At 62.1% G+C, this 14,588-nt stretch carries 13 protein-coding genes and 1 riboswitch; of the genes, 7 read left to right on the plus strand and 6 right to left on the minus strand.

Features of this window, described 5'->3' with window-relative positions; translation table 11 throughout:
* Positions 1 to 284 precede the first annotated feature (284 nt).
* A complete protein-coding gene (gene hldE / locus A7K61_RS27785; protein WP_032893882.1) occupies positions 285 to 1,709 on the plus strand; it encodes a bifunctional D-glycero-beta-D-manno-heptose-7-phosphate kinase/D-glycero-beta-D-manno-heptose 1-phosphate adenylyltransferase HldE in 1,425 nt (474 codons plus the stop codon).
* A gap of 27 nt (positions 1,710 to 1,736) precedes the next feature.
* On the opposite strand, the gene A7K61_RS27790 is transcribed toward hldE, so the two are convergent.
* From A7K61_RS27790 to A7K61_RS27805, 4 genes are read right to left on the minus strand one after another with little or no spacing between them, the layout of a single operon-like run.
* Complete coding sequence (locus A7K61_RS27790; protein WP_003188010.1) at positions 1,737 to 2,696, minus strand: hypothetical protein; 960 nt, start codon at positions 2,694 to 2,696, stop codon at positions 1,737 to 1,739.
* Between the two features lie 41 nt (positions 2,697 to 2,737).
* Positions 2,738 to 3,550, minus strand: a complete 813-nt coding sequence (locus A7K61_RS27795; protein ID WP_069558796.1) for an aldo/keto reductase — start codon at positions 3,548 to 3,550, stop codon at positions 2,738 to 2,740.
* The gene (locus A7K61_RS27800; protein ID WP_069558797.1) at positions 3,547 to 4,722 is read right to left on the minus strand and encodes an FAD-binding oxidoreductase; all 1,176 of its coding nucleotides are present in this window, start codon (positions 4,720 to 4,722) and stop codon (positions 3,547 to 3,549) included. Before A7K61_RS27800 ends, A7K61_RS27795 begins: the two co-directional genes overlap by 4 nt.
* 55 nt (positions 4,723 to 4,777) lie before the next feature.
* Entirely contained in the window at positions 4,778 to 5,113 is a 336-nt protein-coding gene (locus A7K61_RS27805) for a multidrug efflux SMR transporter (protein WP_003188013.1), read from the minus strand.
* A 201-nt stretch (positions 5,114 to 5,314) separates the two neighbouring features.
* Between A7K61_RS27805 and A7K61_RS27810 the strand changes: the two genes are divergently transcribed.
* Complete coding sequence (locus A7K61_RS27810) at positions 5,315 to 6,205, plus strand: LysR family transcriptional regulator (RefSeq protein ID WP_069558798.1); 891 nt, start codon at positions 5,315 to 5,317, stop codon at positions 6,203 to 6,205.
* Positions 6,206 to 6,228: 23 nt separating this feature from the next.
* On the plus strand, positions 6,229 to 7,506 hold the full coding sequence (gene waaA / locus A7K61_RS27815) for a lipid IV(A) 3-deoxy-D-manno-octulosonic acid transferase (RefSeq protein ID WP_069558799.1): 1,278 nt from the start codon (positions 6,229 to 6,231) through the stop codon (positions 7,504 to 7,506).
* A gap of 125 nt (positions 7,507 to 7,631) precedes the next feature.
* Here the strand turns inward: waaA and A7K61_RS27820 are convergent, their stop codons facing one another.
* Positions 7,632 to 9,071 carry a TolC family outer membrane protein gene (locus A7K61_RS27820; protein ID WP_044270953.1) on the minus strand — a complete coding sequence of 480 codons (1,440 nt, stop codon included), beginning with the start codon at positions 9,069 to 9,071 and terminating at the stop codon, positions 7,632 to 7,634.
* A 196-nt stretch (positions 9,072 to 9,267) separates the two neighbouring features.
* A riboswitch (TPP riboswitch) is annotated at positions 9,268 to 9,373 on the plus strand.
* Positions 9,374 to 9,522: 149 nt separating this feature from the next.
* Between A7K61_RS27820 and thiC the strand changes: the two genes are divergently transcribed.
* Positions 9,523 to 11,427, plus strand: a complete 1,905-nt coding sequence (thiC, locus tag A7K61_RS27825) for a phosphomethylpyrimidine synthase ThiC (protein WP_044270955.1) — start codon at positions 9,523 to 9,525, stop codon at positions 11,425 to 11,427.
* A gap of 154 nt (positions 11,428 to 11,581) precedes the next feature.
* On the opposite strand, the gene A7K61_RS27830 is transcribed toward thiC, so the two are convergent.
* The gene (locus tag A7K61_RS27830; RefSeq protein ID WP_044270957.1) at positions 11,582 to 12,328 is read right to left on the minus strand and encodes an RsiV family protein; all 747 of its coding nucleotides are present in this window, start codon (positions 12,326 to 12,328) and stop codon (positions 11,582 to 11,584) included.
* Positions 12,329 to 12,521: 193 nt separating this feature from the next.
* On the opposite strand from A7K61_RS27830, the gene A7K61_RS27835 reads away from it, so the two are divergent.
* The 3 genes from A7K61_RS27835 (at position 12,522) to cpdA (ending at position 14,489) form a co-directional block, all read left to right on the plus strand.
* Positions 12,522 to 13,139 carry an NUDIX domain-containing protein gene (locus A7K61_RS27835; protein WP_032893869.1) on the plus strand — a complete coding sequence of 206 codons (618 nt, stop codon included), beginning with the start codon at positions 12,522 to 12,524 and terminating at the stop codon, positions 13,137 to 13,139.
* The gene (locus tag A7K61_RS27840; RefSeq protein ID WP_003188022.1) at positions 13,130 to 13,579 is read left to right on the plus strand and encodes a DUF1249 domain-containing protein; all 450 of its coding nucleotides are present in this window, start codon (positions 13,130 to 13,132) and stop codon (positions 13,577 to 13,579) included. The genes A7K61_RS27835 and A7K61_RS27840 overlap by 10 nt, the downstream gene beginning before the upstream one ends.
* A 97-nt stretch (positions 13,580 to 13,676) precedes the next feature.
* Complete coding sequence (gene cpdA, locus A7K61_RS27845; RefSeq protein WP_069558800.1) at positions 13,677 to 14,489, plus strand: 3',5'-cyclic-AMP phosphodiesterase; 813 nt, start codon at positions 13,677 to 13,679, stop codon at positions 14,487 to 14,489.
* The last annotated feature ends 99 nt before the right edge of the window (positions 14,490 to 14,588 follow it).

Below are 14,588 nucleotides of genomic sequence, written 5' to 3' on the forward strand. Positions count from 1 at the left end.
CGGGGCGCCTGAGATCAAGATCACAAGCAGATCAAGATCAAGAGCGGCTCGCTTCGCATCGTGGAGTGTGTGGTCGGGCGCGGACAACTGTGGGAGCTCGGTGCGTCAGGTGGATAAGTGTTGGCTGGAAGGCCGTCACGGGAGCAAGCTCCCTCGCCACGGGACAGTTTCGCAAGCCCCTTTCATATTTGGCCAGTGGTGGATTCGGCATCGCGCCAGTCGCAAGCCATCGCAAACCCTGTGCTAATATCGCGCCCCTGTTCATTTTGTATGTGGGTTGCTCCATGAAGTTGTCCATGCCGCGATTCAATCAAGCCGCTGTCTTGGTGGTCGGCGATGTCATGCTCGACCGTTACTGGCATGGTGGTACCTCACGGATTTCCCCTGAGGCTCCGGTGCCGGTCGTCAAGGTCGAGCAAATCGAAGATCGCCCAGGTGGCGCTGCTAACGTCGCGCTCAATATTGCCGCGCTCGGCGCCCCGGCTTCCCTGGTGGGGGTGACCGGCGACGACGAAGCGGCCGAAAGTCTGGCCAACAGCCTGCAGGGCGCCGGCGTGCGTGCGCTGTTCCAGCGCATCGCCCATCAGCCGACAATCGTCAAGCTGCGGGTCATGAGCCGTCACCAGCAGTTGCTGCGTATCGATTTCGAAGAACCCTTCGCCACCGACGCCCTGGCCCTTGGCGACCAGGTCGACGCGCTGCTCGACGGTATCAAGGTGCTGGTGTTGTCCGACTACGGCAAAGGCGCCTTGCAGAATCACCAGGTGTTGATCCAGGCCGCCAAGGCTCGCAACATCCCGGTGCTGGCCGATCCCAAGGGCAAGGACTTCTCGGTTTACCGAGGCGCCAGCCTGCTCACGCCCAACCTCAGTGAGTTCGAGACCATCGTCGGCGGGTGTGCCGATGAGCACGAACTGGTGAGCAAGGGCGCAGCATTGATGGCCGATCTCGACTTGGGCGCCTTGCTGGTGACCCGTGGCGAGCACGGCATGACCCTGTTGCGTCCGGGCCACCCGGCCATGCACCTGCCGGCGCGTGCCCGTGAAGTGTTTGACGTCACCGGTGCCGGTGACACGGTGATTTCCACCCTGGCAGCCTCCATTGCCGCCGGTGAGGAACTGCCCCACGCCGTGGCCCTGGCCAACCTGGCGGCGGGCATTGTGGTGGGCAAGCTGGGTACTGCCGCCATCAGCGCACCGGAGTTGCGCCGCGCCATCCAGCGCTCCGAAGGCTCGGAGCGCGGTGTGCTGGGCCTGGAGCAATTGCTGCTGGCGATTGACGATGCCCGCGCCCACAACGAAAGCATTGTGTTCACCAACGGCTGCTTTGACATCCTGCACGCCGGGCACGTGACGTACCTGGAACAGGCAAGCGCTCAAGGTGACCGCCTGATCGTTGCGGTCAACGATGACGCTTCGGTCAGCCGCTTGAAAGGCCCGGGCCGCCCGATCAACAGTGTTGACCGGCGCATGGCGGTACTCGCGGGTCTGGGCGCGGTGGACTGGGTGATCAGCTTCTCTGAAGGCACCCCGGAAAACCTGCTGGCCCAGGTCAAGCCCGACGTGCTGGTCAAGGGCGGTGACTACAGCGTCGACCAGGTGGTGGGTGCGGACATCGTCAGCGCCTACGGCGGCACGGTCAAAGTGCTGGGGCTGGTTGAAAACAGCTCGACCACGGCGATTGTCGAGAAGATCCGCAACAACGAGTGATACCCCGTGGGGCGAGCCTGCTCGCCCCTAGCTCTTCTTCGGCACGATCTTGCGCAGCATCTGCCGGGCCTTGCCGGTCAAGCGCTTGAGCTTGGAGTCCTTTTCCGGCTCTGCCAGGCCCTGCTGCCTAAGCCAATCCTTCCAACGAATGCGCTCATCGCGCACCAGCCAGCCCTCTTGCTGGGCAAAGCTTTCCGCCAGGTACAGGCCGCGTGTGCTGGCCGGGTACAACTGATCCTTCTTGACCGTATACAACTCTGCCAATGGCTCGCCGTCTTTGAGCGGCATCAAGTACAGGTCCGGGCGTTGGCGATCCAGGCGCGCCACCAACTGGTCACCCTCCAAACGCTCATCCACATGAAACAAACTGAGGGACTTGGCTTCCTTCGGCACTTCCAGGCGCAGGTCATAAATCAATTGCAGCGAGGCGGTCGGCAGGTGCACGTAGGCCCGTGGGCGCTCGATCAGTTGCATGGTGGCGCAGCGCACCGGGCGCGCGGCACCGGACAAAGGGCTCAGGCGAAACGGCAGCGCCTCGCGGTAATGCAGGGCAGCGGAGTAGGGCGCCGGCAGCCAGGTGTCGTTGAAGCGCCCGCCCAGCCAGCCTTCGGGGGTTTCGAGCAGGCACTCCTCGGCGATTTCCTGGATGGCGGTGTGCAACGGCAGGTTCAGTTCATGGGCCGGGACGTAGCCGGAGATCAGCTTGAGCACCACGTCGCCACGGTCCTGGCGGCGTTGGCGCACCAGCACCCAGTAGTCCTTGTTTTGCCAGTGCAGGGTCAGGCGTACCGAGACGCCGAGGTTCGCCAGTTCCAGGGCGAAGCGTTCGGCGTCTGGCACCTCGACCGGCTTGCGCCGCTGCAGGGTCTGGGCGAAGTTGAGCGGCATGCCGACGCTCTGGTAGCTCAGGCCCTCGGGGGTGGCTTCGACGTGCAGCGGCAGTGTCTTGAAGTTGCTGGGGTTCTTTCTTATGAGCGTTCGCGGCATGTCGGCTCCTTCTTGCGACGGGGTCGGCCGCGTGGGCGGCATCAGAGTTGACGAATGACCCGGGCAGCAGTTGCTACGTTATGGGCCAGGTGCAGCGGATTAATGGTCCCGACAATAGCACTGGCGACGCCCGTTTGCGCAAACAACAAGGTGAAACTGGCCTGAATTGGATCCATTCCCGGTTCCAGGCACACGTGGCCGCTGGCCAGGGCCTTTTTCACCAGGATGCCCTTGCCGTGGGCGGCGGCATAGTCGATCACGGCCTTCTCGGCCTGTTCATTGAGGTTGTAGGTGACCATCGCGCAATCGCCCTGTTCCAGTGCTTTCATACCGCCCTCGACGGTTTTGCCGGAGAAGCCGAAACCGCGAATCTTGCCGTCTTTCTTCAACTGTTCCAGGGTCTGGTAAACCGCGCAATCGTTAAGGATATGCAAGTCGTTGCCGTCGGAGTGCACCAGCACCAGGTCGATAAAATCCGTTTCAAGTCGTTTCAGGCTGCGCTCAATCGACATCCGCGTGTGGGCCGCGCTGAAATCGTGATTGGACACGCCGTTGGCAAACTCTTCGCCCACCTTGCTGACGATCACCCAGTCCTTGCGCTGATCACGTAGCAGCGGCCCCAGGCGCTCTTCGCTCATGCCATAGGCCGGCGCGGTGTCGATCAGGTTGATGCCCAGCTCGCGGGCCTGGCGCAACAGCATGCGCGCCTCGTCGTCGCCAGGGATCTGAAAGCCGTTGGGGTATTTCACCCCTTGGTCGCGGCCCAACTTGACGGTGCCCAGGCCCAGGGGCGACACCAGCAGGCCGGTGCTGCCCAGCGGGCGATACAGGTCGTGCAGGGTTGGCAGGCTCATGGCAACAGTTGCTCCCAGGCAGGTTGGCCGATTGCCGGAGTTGGCAGCTCGGGCAGAGGGGCGCTGGCGCTTGGGCGGATGCCGTCGCGCTTCAGGGCGTGGAGTACGCGGTCGGCGAAATCCGGCGCCAGGGCCAGTTTGGTTGGCCAGCCCACCAGTAGGCGGCCGTCTTCGGCGAGGAAGGCGTTGTCGGGACGGCTCAGCCCCGATTGCAGCGGCTCGGCGCGATCCACGCGCAGGGTGGCCCACTGGGTCTGGCTCATGTCGATCCAGGGCAGCAGTTGCGCCAGCTCTTTCTGCGCGGTGGCGATCTGTTGTTCAGGCGTACGCGCCACGCCGTCAGCCTCGGCGATATCGCCGCCCATGTACCACACCCAGTTGCCGTCGGCGGCCGGGTGGGTGGTGACGGTGATCCGTGGCTTGGTGCCGCCGCCCAGGCAATGGGCGTACAGCGGCTTGAGGCCAGGGCCTTTGGCGATGATCATGTGCAGCGGGCGTTTTTGCATGGCCGGTTGGCTCAGGCCCAGGGCCGCGAGCAAGTCCGCCGTGCCGCCGCCAGCGCTCAGGACGATGCGCTGGGCGCGGATCTCACGGCCATCGACCTTCAAGCCCACCAGGGTGTCACCGTCCAGTAACGGTTCGATGTGCACACCTGCGAGCAGACCGTCACCGGCCAATTGCGCCAGGCGGTTGATCAGGCTGGGCACGTCCACCACCAGCTCGGCCAGGCGATAGACTTTGCCTTTGAAGCGAGGGTTCTGCAGCGCCAGGGGCAGTTCGTCGCCCTTGACCTGATCGACGCGGCCACGCACGGCCTTGCTGGCGAAAAAGCTGGTGAGGTTGCCGGCAATCGTGCCGGGCGACCACAAGTAGTGCGCCTGGGACAGCACGCGCACGCCGGACAGGTCCAGCTCGCCGTTGCCGGCCAGGGCTTCACGCCAGCGGCGCGGCATATCGGCAATGGCTTCGGAGGCGCCGGTGAGGGCGCCGTGCAGGGCGTATTTCGCACCGCCGTGAATGATCCCCTGGGACTTCAGGCTTTGCCCGCCGCCCAGGGTGGCGTTTTCCACCAGTACCGTGGAAAACCCCTGGCCGCGCAGGCGCGCATTGAGCCAGAGGCCGGCAACCCCGGCGCCGACAATCAGAACGTCGGTGGAAATAACGGATGGCATCGGCGACCTCAGTGTTCAAGACAAGAGGCGCAGTATACAGGCTGTTGAGTGGCGGTCAGTGCCCGGCGGTTTTCGAGAACAACTGAATCACCACCACGCCCAGCACAATCAGGCCCATCCCCAGCATCGCCGGCACATCCAGCTTCTGCCCATAGATGAACAGTGCCGCGATGCTGACCATCACGATACCCATCCCGGCCCATACGGCGTACGCCACGCCGACCGGCACGGTACGCACCACCAGGGTCAGCATCCAGAACGCCACGCCGTAACCGACGATCACCAGCAACAACGGAATAGGGGTGCTCCAGCCTTTGATGGCTTTCATGGAAACGGTGGCGATCACTTCCGAGCAGATGGCGATGGCCAAGTAGTAGTAGGCGGCATTCATGGGCAAGTCCTCGGTGTGGTTTCAAGAACTGTAGGAGCGAGCTTGCTCGCGAAAAACGTCAACGATAACTCGCGCTTTTCTGAATAACGCGACGCCTTTGAGTTTTTCGCGAGCAAGCTCGCTCCTACAGTGGTCGGCATTCTAGTCGTCTGCCAGATGGGGTAAAGTCATTACCTATCTGGAATGGAGATAGGTTGAGCCATGAGCGTGCAATGGGATCTGGAGCAGATGCGCCTGTTTGTCAGCGTCGCCGAGCAGCGTTCGTTTTCTGCCGTGGCCCGTGGGCAGCGCAAGGCGCAATCGGCGGTCAGCAATGGCATTGCCCTGTTGGAGGCTGACTTGGGCGTTGTCCTGTTCGAACGTAGCAGCGGCCGGCAACCGCGCCTGACCGAAGCCGGCAGTGTGTTGCTGGAGGAAGCGCGTGAGGTACTGCGCCAGTGCGAGCGCCTGACGGGGCGGGCCTTGTCGTTGACCCGCGGCGAGGAAGCCTGCCTGCGCCTGGCCCAGGATGAGGCGATGTTGTTCCAGCCAGTACTCGATAGCCTGGAGGCGCTGGCTGTGCACTACCCGTTGCTGGAGGTGCAGTTGTCCAGCGCGGCCCAGGGCGATGTGGCGCGCAAGTTGGTGGAGCGCAAGGCGGACCTGGGGCTGTTGTTCTATCACGACCAGATTCCCGAAGCCCTGGAGCGTCGAGTGGTGGGCAGTGTGGAAATGGTTACGGTGTGCGGTGTTAACCACCCGCTGGCCAAGGAAAAGTACGTAACGTGCCAGCACCTGGCCCAGTTTCGGCAGTTGCTGATGTCGACCCAGACCAGCGTCTACCCCGGCAGCGAGGCGGCCAGCCCCCTGGTGTGGCGCGCCGACAGCTTCTACGTATTGGCCGAATGGCTGATGAGTGGCCTGGGCTGGGCCTGGTTGCCTCGGCATATCGTGCAATACCCGACCTACCAGCAACAGATGGTCGAATTGGCCAGCGAATGGACCCCGCCCGCCCTGGTGGTGGAACTGGTGTGGCGCCGCGACGAGCACCTGGGGCCCGCCGCGCGCTTTTTGGCTAAACGTTTTGCCGAGTGCTTGCAGGCGATCGACTGAAAAAGCCGATAAACTCCTCCGCCATGAATAGAACTCTCTACAGCTGTCTGTTTTACCTGGCGCTGCCGTTGGTGGCCTTACGCTTGTGGTTGCGCGCGCGCAAGGCACCAGCCTATGCCAAGCGGGTGGGCGAGCGGTTTTCCTATGGCTTGCCGGTGATGCGGCCCGGCGGGATCTGGGTGCACGCGGTGTCGGTGGGCGAAAGCATTGCCGCCGCTCCGATGATTCGCGGCTTGTTGGAGCGTTATCCACAGCTGCCGATCACCGTCACCTGCATGACGCCCACCGGTTCCGAGCGTATCCAGGCGTTGTTCGCCAACGAATCGCGCATCCAGCACTGCTACTTGCCGTACGACTTGCCCTGCGCCGCCAAGCGTTTTCTCGACCGCGTGCAGCCCACGCTGGCGGTGATCATGGAAACCGAGCTGTGGCCCAACCATATCCATGCCTGCGCCCAGCGCGGTATTCCGGTGGCGCTGGCCAATGCAAGGTTGTCGGCGCGCTCGGCCAAAGGGTACGCGCGATTTGCCAAGCTGACGGCGCCGATGCTGGCAGAAATGAGCTTGTTCGCCGTACAGACCGAGACCGAGGCCGAACGTTTCCGCAGCCTGGGCGCACGCCCTGAAACCGTGAAAGTGACCGGCTCGATCAAGTTCGACCTGAGCATCGACCCCCAGCTAACGGCTCGCGCCGCCGCCCTGCGTGAACAATGGGGCGCCAGCGAGCGTCCGGTCTGGATCGCCGCCAGTACCCACGAAGGTGAAGACGAGGTGGTGCTGGCAGCCCATCGCCAGTTGTTGGCGAACTACCCCAATGCCCTGCTGATTCTGGTGCCCCGTCATCAGGAGCGCTTTGGCCCGACGTTTGAGCGCTGTGTGCAGCAAGGCTTTGCCACCGTGCGTCGCTCCAGTGGTGAGCCGGTCACCGGGCAAACCTCGGTGTTGCTTGGCGACACCATGGGCGAATTGCTGTTTCTCTACGCCCTGGCTGACAGCGCATTCGTCGGCGGCAGCCTGGTGCCGACCGGCGGGCACAACCCGCTGGAGCCGGCGGCGTTGGGTAAACCGGTGATCATGGGCCCGCATGTCTTCAACTTCCTCGACATCACCGCGATGATGCGCGACGCCGGGGCTATGCGGGAGGTGGACGATGCCGATGGACTGGCCGAAGCGGTGCGACAGTTGTTCGAATTACCCCAGGACGCACGCAAGATGGCGCAGGCGGGGCTCAAGGTGATGCAGGCCAACCAGGGCGCGTTAAAGCGTTTACTGGATGGCTTGGACAAACTGATCACTCCCTGACTCGACACCGTTAATAATTGTGGGAGCGGGCTTGCTCGCGAAAGCGGTGGGTCAGTCAATACATGTGTTAACTGATCCACCGCTTTCGCGAGCAAGCCCGCTCCCACAAGGGGTCTTCGGTGTTGTCAATTATTCGGGCGGGCCTTGAGCTGTTCGGCAGCGGCTTTGGCCAGGTCCGGCGGCAGGAAGTCTTTGTCCGGGTTGTAGTCGGCCTTGAGATAGCGCGCCAGATCCTGCAAATCCCCTGGGTTGAGCGTGCCCGCCGCCTGCTTCAAGCGCAGGTTGTCGAGGATGTAATCGTAGCGGCTGTTGTTGTAGTTGCGCACCGACGCGTACAGCTGGCGCTGTGAGTCCAGCACGTCGACGATGTTGCGCGTGCCCACCTGATAGCCGATTTCCGTGGCTTCCACCGCGCTCTGGTTGGAGATGATCGACTGGCGGCGTGCTTGCACCTGCTCCACATCGGTGTTGACTGCACGGTGCAGGTTGCGGGTGTTTTCCACCACCTGGCGGCGCAGGCCTTCGCGCTGTTGCTCGGTCTGGTCGAGGCGTGAATAGGATTCGCGCACTTGCGAGCTGGTGAGGCCGCCGCTGTAGATCGGGATGTTCAACCGCAGGCCCACGGTGCGTTGCGACACATCGCCGCCGTACGGGATAGGCAACTGATTCGGGTTGCTGAAACCCAGGGCGTCGTTGTCGCCTTTTTCGTATTGCGCAACCGCGTCGAGCGTCGGCAAGTGGCCGGCCTTGCGCTGCCGAAGGGTTTCTTCGGCGGCGGTGACCGCGTAATTGCTGGCGAGCAGGTTGAGGTTCTGGCGCCCGGCGGTTTCGACCCAGGCCTTGGCGTCGTTCGGCGCCGGCGGCAGCACCGGTAGCGTGTGGACGATGCCCTGGATCGAGTTGTACTGGCGGTTGGTCAGGGTGATCAGCGCTTCGAACGCGTCGTCCACCTGGCGCTGGGCCAGGATGCGATTAGCCCGGGCGGTGTCGTAGCTGGCCTGGGATTGCAGCACATCGGTCTTGTCTGACAGGCCCACATCGAAGCGTTCGTTGGACTGGTCGAGCTGGCGCTTGAAGGCGTTTTCTTCGGCTTTGGTCGACGCCAGGTTGTCCTGGGCACGCAGCACGGCGAAGTAGCTCTCTGCACTTTGCAAAATCAGGTTCTGCTCGGAGGCTGACAGTTGCAGCGAGGCTTGCTCGTTGACGGCTTGGGCAGCTTGCAGCTGGAACCAGCGGTCGGCGCGGAACAGTGGCTGGCTCAAGGTGGCGCGCCAGGAGTGGGCGTCACGGTTGGCCGTGGCGGCCGGCTGGTCGATCTGGGTGCGCACGTTGTTGCTGTCGGCGCCGGCTGACAGGTTCGGCAGCAAGCCTGCGCGGGCCTGGGGCACCACTTCTTTTTGCGCGCCGTATTGGGCACGGGCGGCGGCCAGGTCGGCGTTGTTGTTCGCCGCTTCCTGATACACGCTGACCAAATCGGTGTTGGCGGACAAGGGCGCTTCAGCTGCCCAGACCAGTCCGTTGGTCGCACAAGACACGGCAACAGCCAGTGAGAGTTTGCGCAGCATGAGGCGATCCCTAGTATGAATATTACGGTGATAATTCAGCGCCCAAGGCTAAGGCTGGCCATGCCTGGCGTCAAGCCTTGAGGCCGTGCCCGAGTGTAGTGGCGGGGCCTGCGCACAACAATCCCACGATCACGCCATTCATCACGCTGAATAAACCGCTATTGGCAATTTGCCCACGCCATGGTCTAGACTGGCCGCGTTCTTGTCGGGGTGCCTTGTTGGAAGGCTGAGATCGGTAAATACCGGATCCCGTTGAACCTGATCAGGTTAGCGCCTGCGTAGGGAACAAGATTTCTCGTCACCCGGCGAGTCCTCTTGTGCTTCGTCCGGGATGTTGTTCGACAATCGAACAGCCCTCGTGCGCCAAGCACAGCACTGATTCCAGTGCGTCCGTCCGTCACAGGTTCGCTCCGACAAAAATCCACCGCCTGGATAAGTTGGAGAGCCCGTGATGAGCACTGAAATAAAAAGTACAAAACTAAAAAATACCGTGCACCTGAGTGAATCGGCCAAGGTCGACTCCGGCTCCGTGCAGCCGTTTACCCGCTCGCAAAAAATCTACGTGCAGGGCTCCCGCCCGGATATTCGCGTGCCGATGCGTGAAATCAGCCTGGACGTGACCCCTACGGAGTTTGGTGGCGAAATCAACGCCCCTGTAGTGGTCTATGACACCTCTGGCCCCTATACCGACCCCAATGTCATCATCGACGTGCGCAAAGGCTTGGCCGATGTGCGCTCGCCGTGGATCGAAGAACGTGGCGACACCGAGCGGCTGGCCTGCTTGAGTTCACGCTATGGCCAGGAACGCCTGGATAACCCCGACCTGGCCTACCTGCGCTTTGCCCACCTGCAAAACCCGCGTCGGGCCAAGGCCGGTGCCAACGTCAGCCAGATGCACTACGCGCGTAAAGGCATCATCACGCCAGAAATGGAATACGTGGCGATCCGCGAAAACATGAAGCTTGAGGAAGCCCGCGCCAGCGGCCTGCTCAAGCAACAACATGCCGGGCACAGCTTCGGCGCCAGTATTCCGAAAATCATCACCCCCGAGTTCGTGCGCGAAGAAATCGCCCGCGGCCGCGCAATCATCCCGGCCAACATCAACCACACTGAGCTGGAACCGATGATTATCGGCCGTAACTTCCTGGTGAAGATCAACGGCAACATCGGCAACAGCGCCCTGGGTTCGTCCATTGAAGAAGAAGTGGCGAAGATGACCTGGGGCATTCGCTGGGGCTCGGACAACATCATGGACCTGTCCACTGGCAAGCATATCCATGAAACCCGCGAGTGGATCATCCGTAACTCGCCCGTGCCGATCGGCACCGTGCCGATCTACCAGGCCCTGGAAAAAGTCGACGGCGTTGCCGAGGACCTGACCTGGGAGCTGTTCCGCGACACCCTGATTGAACAGGCCGAGCAAGGCGTGGACTACTTCACCATTCACGCCGGCGTATTGCTGCGCTACGTGCCGCTGACCGCCAATCGCGTCACCGGCATTGTCAGCCGTGGCGGCGCGATCATGGCCAAATGGTGCTTGGCCCACCACAAGGAAAACTTTGCCTACACGCACTTCGAAGAGATCTGCGAAATCATGAAGGCCTATGACGTTAGCTTCTCCCTGGGAGATGGCCTGCGTCCGGGGTCGGTGGCCGATGCCAACGACGCTGCGCAATTCGGTGAACTGGAAACCCTGGGCGAGCTGACCAAGATCGCCTGGAAGCACGACGTGCAAACCATGATCGAAGGCCCTGGCCATGTGCCGATGCAACTGATCAAGGAGAACATGGACAAGCAACTGGAGTGCTGCGACGAGGCGCCGTTCTACACCCTCGGCCCGCTGACCACCGACATTGCGCCGGGCTACGACCACATCACGTCGGGTATCGGTGCGGCGATGATCGGCTGGTTCGGTTGCGCCATGCTCTGCTACGTCACGCCCAAGGAACACCTGGGTCTGCCGAACAAGGATGACGTGAAGACCGGGATCATCACTTACAAGATCGCGGCCCACGCGGCCGACCTTGCCAAAGGCCACCCTGGCGCGCAGATTCGCGATAACGCCTTGAGCAAGGCACGCTTCGAATTCCGCTGGGAAGACCAGTTCAACCTCGGCCTGGACCCGGATACCGCACGGGCATTCCACGACGAGACGCTGCCCAAGGAGTCGGCCAAGGTCGCGCACTTCTGCTCCATGTGCGGGCCGAAATTCTGCTCGATGAAAGTTACCCACGAAGTGCGTGAGTACGCGGCGAACCAGCGCATTGATGCGGTGGATGTGGATGTGGCCAAGGGCTTGGCCGAGCAGGCTGAGCGGTTCAAGCAGGAAGGTAGCCAGCTCTACAAGAAGGTCTGATCCGGGATCGTCGGCGCCTGTACTGGCCTCTTCGCGAGCAAGCCCGCTCCCACAGTCGGAATGCATTCCAACTGTGGGAGCGGGCTTGCTCGCGAAGGCGATCGTCTAAACAACCACTACCCCTAAGAGATCTACCCGTTGCGATACCCGGTCGTTAGCGGCGTGCGGGCACCAGTTCAGGCTTGATCACACCGGTGAGGCGCGTATAGGGCAGGGTGATTTCGATCAGCCCCTGTGCGTAAGGGGCGATGGTGCTGACGTTGTACTTGAGTACCACGCCGCCGCTGGTCAGGGCCACGTTCGGGGTTTTCTGGAACGGCCAGTTCTTCACGAACTCCGGGTCGCGGTCCATCTTGGTGCTGATCAACCAACTGTTGTGGGCGACTTTCGCGGTATTCCAGAAGGCCTGCTCCTGGCCGGGCAGCAGCATGTCGGCCAGGGTCAGTTCCTTATGCAGAATCCGTGAATAGTTGATAAACCCGCGGCCTGGCTCGCCGTGGGCGACACCGGTGTCCAGGTAGCTGGACACTTCAACGATCACCAGTCCGTCATGCTGGTCACGTACCTTGGCTTGCAAGTACATGCCGTGGCGGTCCGGCGACTCACGCAGGAAGGTGTTCCGGTAGGCGTTCAGGCTCGCCGGTACACTGGCGCCAGGCGTGGTGCGGGTCATTTGCAGCAGGCGCTGTTCCACCAGGCTGTCCAGTTGTGGCTCGGCGGGGAAATGCACGGTGTCGATGTTCACCAGCGGGCAGGCCGGGCTGTCACAGCCGGGCTTGATCTGCTCCGACTTGTCGGTGGTAACGTCCAGCGGCTTGAGATAGGCGGGTTGGAACAGGCTCTGGCAAGCACCCAGGGTCAAGGCAATACAGGCCACGGAGGCGATTTTTAAAAGCGACATGTGTGTCCTTCGTAAATCGATGGAAAGCGAAAAGAGTAGCGCTTGGACTGCCAACGTGGCCGCCAGTTCGCCACTAAACTGATTGCAGTGAGTTTGACGCTCGCCGCCTCTGCCGGCAACCGGAAAGGGGCTGCATCAACGGGCGTCGGCGCGTTAGGATGGCGGCCATTGCACGAGCTTAACGAGGGACACCATGACGGACATCGCGAAGTCGACGCCGAACAAGATCGAGATTGTTCAGCGTGACAATGCCTATAAAGGCTTCTACAAGCTCGATCGCGTGCAACTGCGCCACGAGAAGTTCGACGGCGGCATGAGCCGGGTGATCAACCGCGAAGTGTTCGTGCGTCATGACGCGGTGTGCGTACTGCCCTACGACCCGCTGCGCGATGAAGTGGTGCTGATCGAACAGTTCCGAGTCGGCGCCATGGGCCGCGCCGATAACCCCTGGCTGGTGGAGATGGTCGCCGGCCTGATTGACAAGGATGAGCAACCCGAGGAGGTTGCACACCGCGAGGCCGAGGAGGAAGCTGGGCTGACGTTCTCCGCGCTGTGGCCGATCACCAAGTATTTCCCCTCGCCTGGCGGCAGTACCGAATTTGTCCACCTGTACCTGGGCCGTTGCGACAGCTCGGGCGCGGGAGGGGTCCATGGATTGGAAGAAGAAGCAGAAGATATCCGCGTCACCGCCTGGGCCTTCGAAGATGCCTTGCAGGCGGTACGCGACGGCAAGATTTCCAACGCAGCCAGCATTATCGCCCTGCAATGGCTTGCGCTTAATCGCGCGGAAGTGAGGGGGTTATGGCAGTAAAGGCACGGGAACGTTACCGAGTTGACCTGATCGGGCTGCAAGCGGCCTGCGAGGCCAACTATGCGCGGCTGATGCGCCTGCTCCCGGACATGCGCCACGCTCCCCAGGCGCGGCGCATTGCTGTCACCCATGGCGACCAGATGCTCGGCGTGCTGACCCTGGAAGTCATTCTCACCTGCCCCTACACCACCACCCTGCGGGTGCGCCAGGAGCACAGCCTGCCGTGGTTGCCGGTGCCGCAATTGGAAGTGCAGGTGTACCACGACGCGCGTATGGCCGAAGTGATCAGCGCCGAGCATGCGCGACGCTTTCGCAGCATCTATCCTTACCCGAATGTGTTCATGCACCAGCCCGATGAGAAAGCACAGCTCAATGTGTTCCTCGGCGAATGGCTCAGCCACTGCCTGGCCTTGGGCCATGAGTTTGAAGTGGTGCGGTAGATGTGAACTGCGTCTGCTTCCTTGGGTTTCCTCTTTGTGTCCTGCCCCAGCATAATCGCGCCAACTATCCATTCCTGTCGTTACCAGGGAGAGCGCCTTGCCGAGCGTATCCGCCGTGAATCCTGATGCCGTGTTGCTGGTGCAGTTGTCCGACAGCCATCTGTTTGCCGACCCTGACGCCACGCTGCTGGGCATGAGCACCCGTGAAAGCCTGCAGCGGGTGGTCGAGCTGGTGCGCGCGCAACAGCCGGCCATCGACCTGATACTGGCGACCGGCGATCTGTCCCAGGATGGCACGCTTGAGTCCTATCAGCAGTTTCGCGATTTGACCGCCGCCCTTGGCGCTCCGGCGCGTTGGATTCCTGGCAACCACGACGAGCCGCAGGTCATGGCCCAGGCTGCCATGCACAGTGATTTGCTCGAACCGGTGGTGGATATCGGCAACTGGCGTATCACTCTGCTGGATTCGGCGGTACCTGGGTCTGTGCCGGGCTACCTGCAAGACGCGCAACTGCAACTGCTGGCGCAGGCCTTGAGCGAAGCGCCGGGCCGCCATCACCTGGTGTGTTTCCACCATCATCCGGTACCGATCGGCTGTGCGTGGATGGAGCCAATTGGTCTGCGCAACCCCGAAGCGCTGTTTGCCGTGCTTGAGCGCTTTCCGCAGACCAAGGCATTGCTGTGGGGGCATGTGCATCAGGAGATCGACAGCGAGCGCGACGGTGTGCGGCTGCTGGCTTCGCCGTCTACCTGTATCCAGTTTGCGCCGGGGAGTGAGGACTTTCAGGTCAGCGAGCAGGCGCCGGGGTATCGCTGGTTGCGCTTGCATGGCGACGGACGGTTGGAGACGGGGGTGGAGCGTTTGGTTGGCTTTGCATTCACCATCGATTACGGCAGCAACGGCTATTAGGACCTGTTAACACTGATCAAAATGTGGGAGCTGGCTTGCCTGCGATGGCAGCCTGACAGCCGACGCCTATCTACCTGACACCCCGCACTCCAAATGTGT

Source organism: Pseudomonas sp. AP42 (assembly GCF_001728935.1).
In the GTDB taxonomy this organism is placed as follows: Bacteria; Pseudomonadota; Gammaproteobacteria; order Pseudomonadales; family Pseudomonadaceae; genus Aquipseudomonas; species Aquipseudomonas lactis.

What these genes read in the sequence shown, in the direction of transcription:
- A7K61_RS27795 (WP_069558796.1), bottom strand. Translation starts at nt 3,550, where the DNA reads ATGAGCCTGCCAACCCTGCACGACCTGTATCGCCCGCTGGGCAGCACC.
- A7K61_RS27840 (WP_003188022.1), top strand. Translation starts at nt 13,130, where the DNA reads ATGGCAGTAAAGGCACGGGAACGTTACCGAGTTGACCTGATCGGGCTG.
- hldE (WP_032893882.1), top strand. Translation starts at nt 285, where the DNA reads ATGAAGTTGTCCATGCCGCGATTCAATCAAGCCGCTGTCTTGGTGGTC.
- A7K61_RS27805 (WP_003188013.1), bottom strand. Translation starts at nt 5,113, where the DNA reads ATGAATGCCGCCTACTACTACTTGGCCATCGCCATCTGCTCGGAAGTG.
- A7K61_RS27820 (WP_044270953.1), bottom strand. Translation starts at nt 9,071, where the DNA reads ATGCTGCGCAAACTCTCACTGGCTGTTGCCGTGTCTTGTGCGACCAAC.
- A7K61_RS27810 (WP_069558798.1), top strand. Translation starts at nt 5,315, where the DNA reads ATGAGCGTGCAATGGGATCTGGAGCAGATGCGCCTGTTTGTCAGCGTC.
- thiC (WP_044270955.1), top strand. Translation starts at nt 9,523, where the DNA reads ATGAGCACTGAAATAAAAAGTACAAAACTAAAAAATACCGTGCACCTG.
- A7K61_RS27830 (WP_044270957.1), bottom strand. Translation starts at nt 12,328, where the DNA reads ATGTCGCTTTTAAAAATCGCCTCCGTGGCCTGTATTGCCTTGACCCTG.
- A7K61_RS27800 (WP_069558797.1), bottom strand. Translation starts at nt 4,722, where the DNA reads ATGCCATCCGTTATTTCCACCGACGTTCTGATTGTCGGCGCCGGGGTT.
- A7K61_RS27835 (WP_032893869.1), top strand. Translation starts at nt 12,522, where the DNA reads ATGACGGACATCGCGAAGTCGACGCCGAACAAGATCGAGATTGTTCAG.
- A7K61_RS27790 (WP_003188010.1), bottom strand. Translation starts at nt 2,696, where the DNA reads ATGCCGCGAACGCTCATAAGAAAGAACCCCAGCAACTTCAAGACACTG.
- waaA (WP_069558799.1), top strand. Translation starts at nt 6,229, where the DNA reads ATGAATAGAACTCTCTACAGCTGTCTGTTTTACCTGGCGCTGCCGTTG.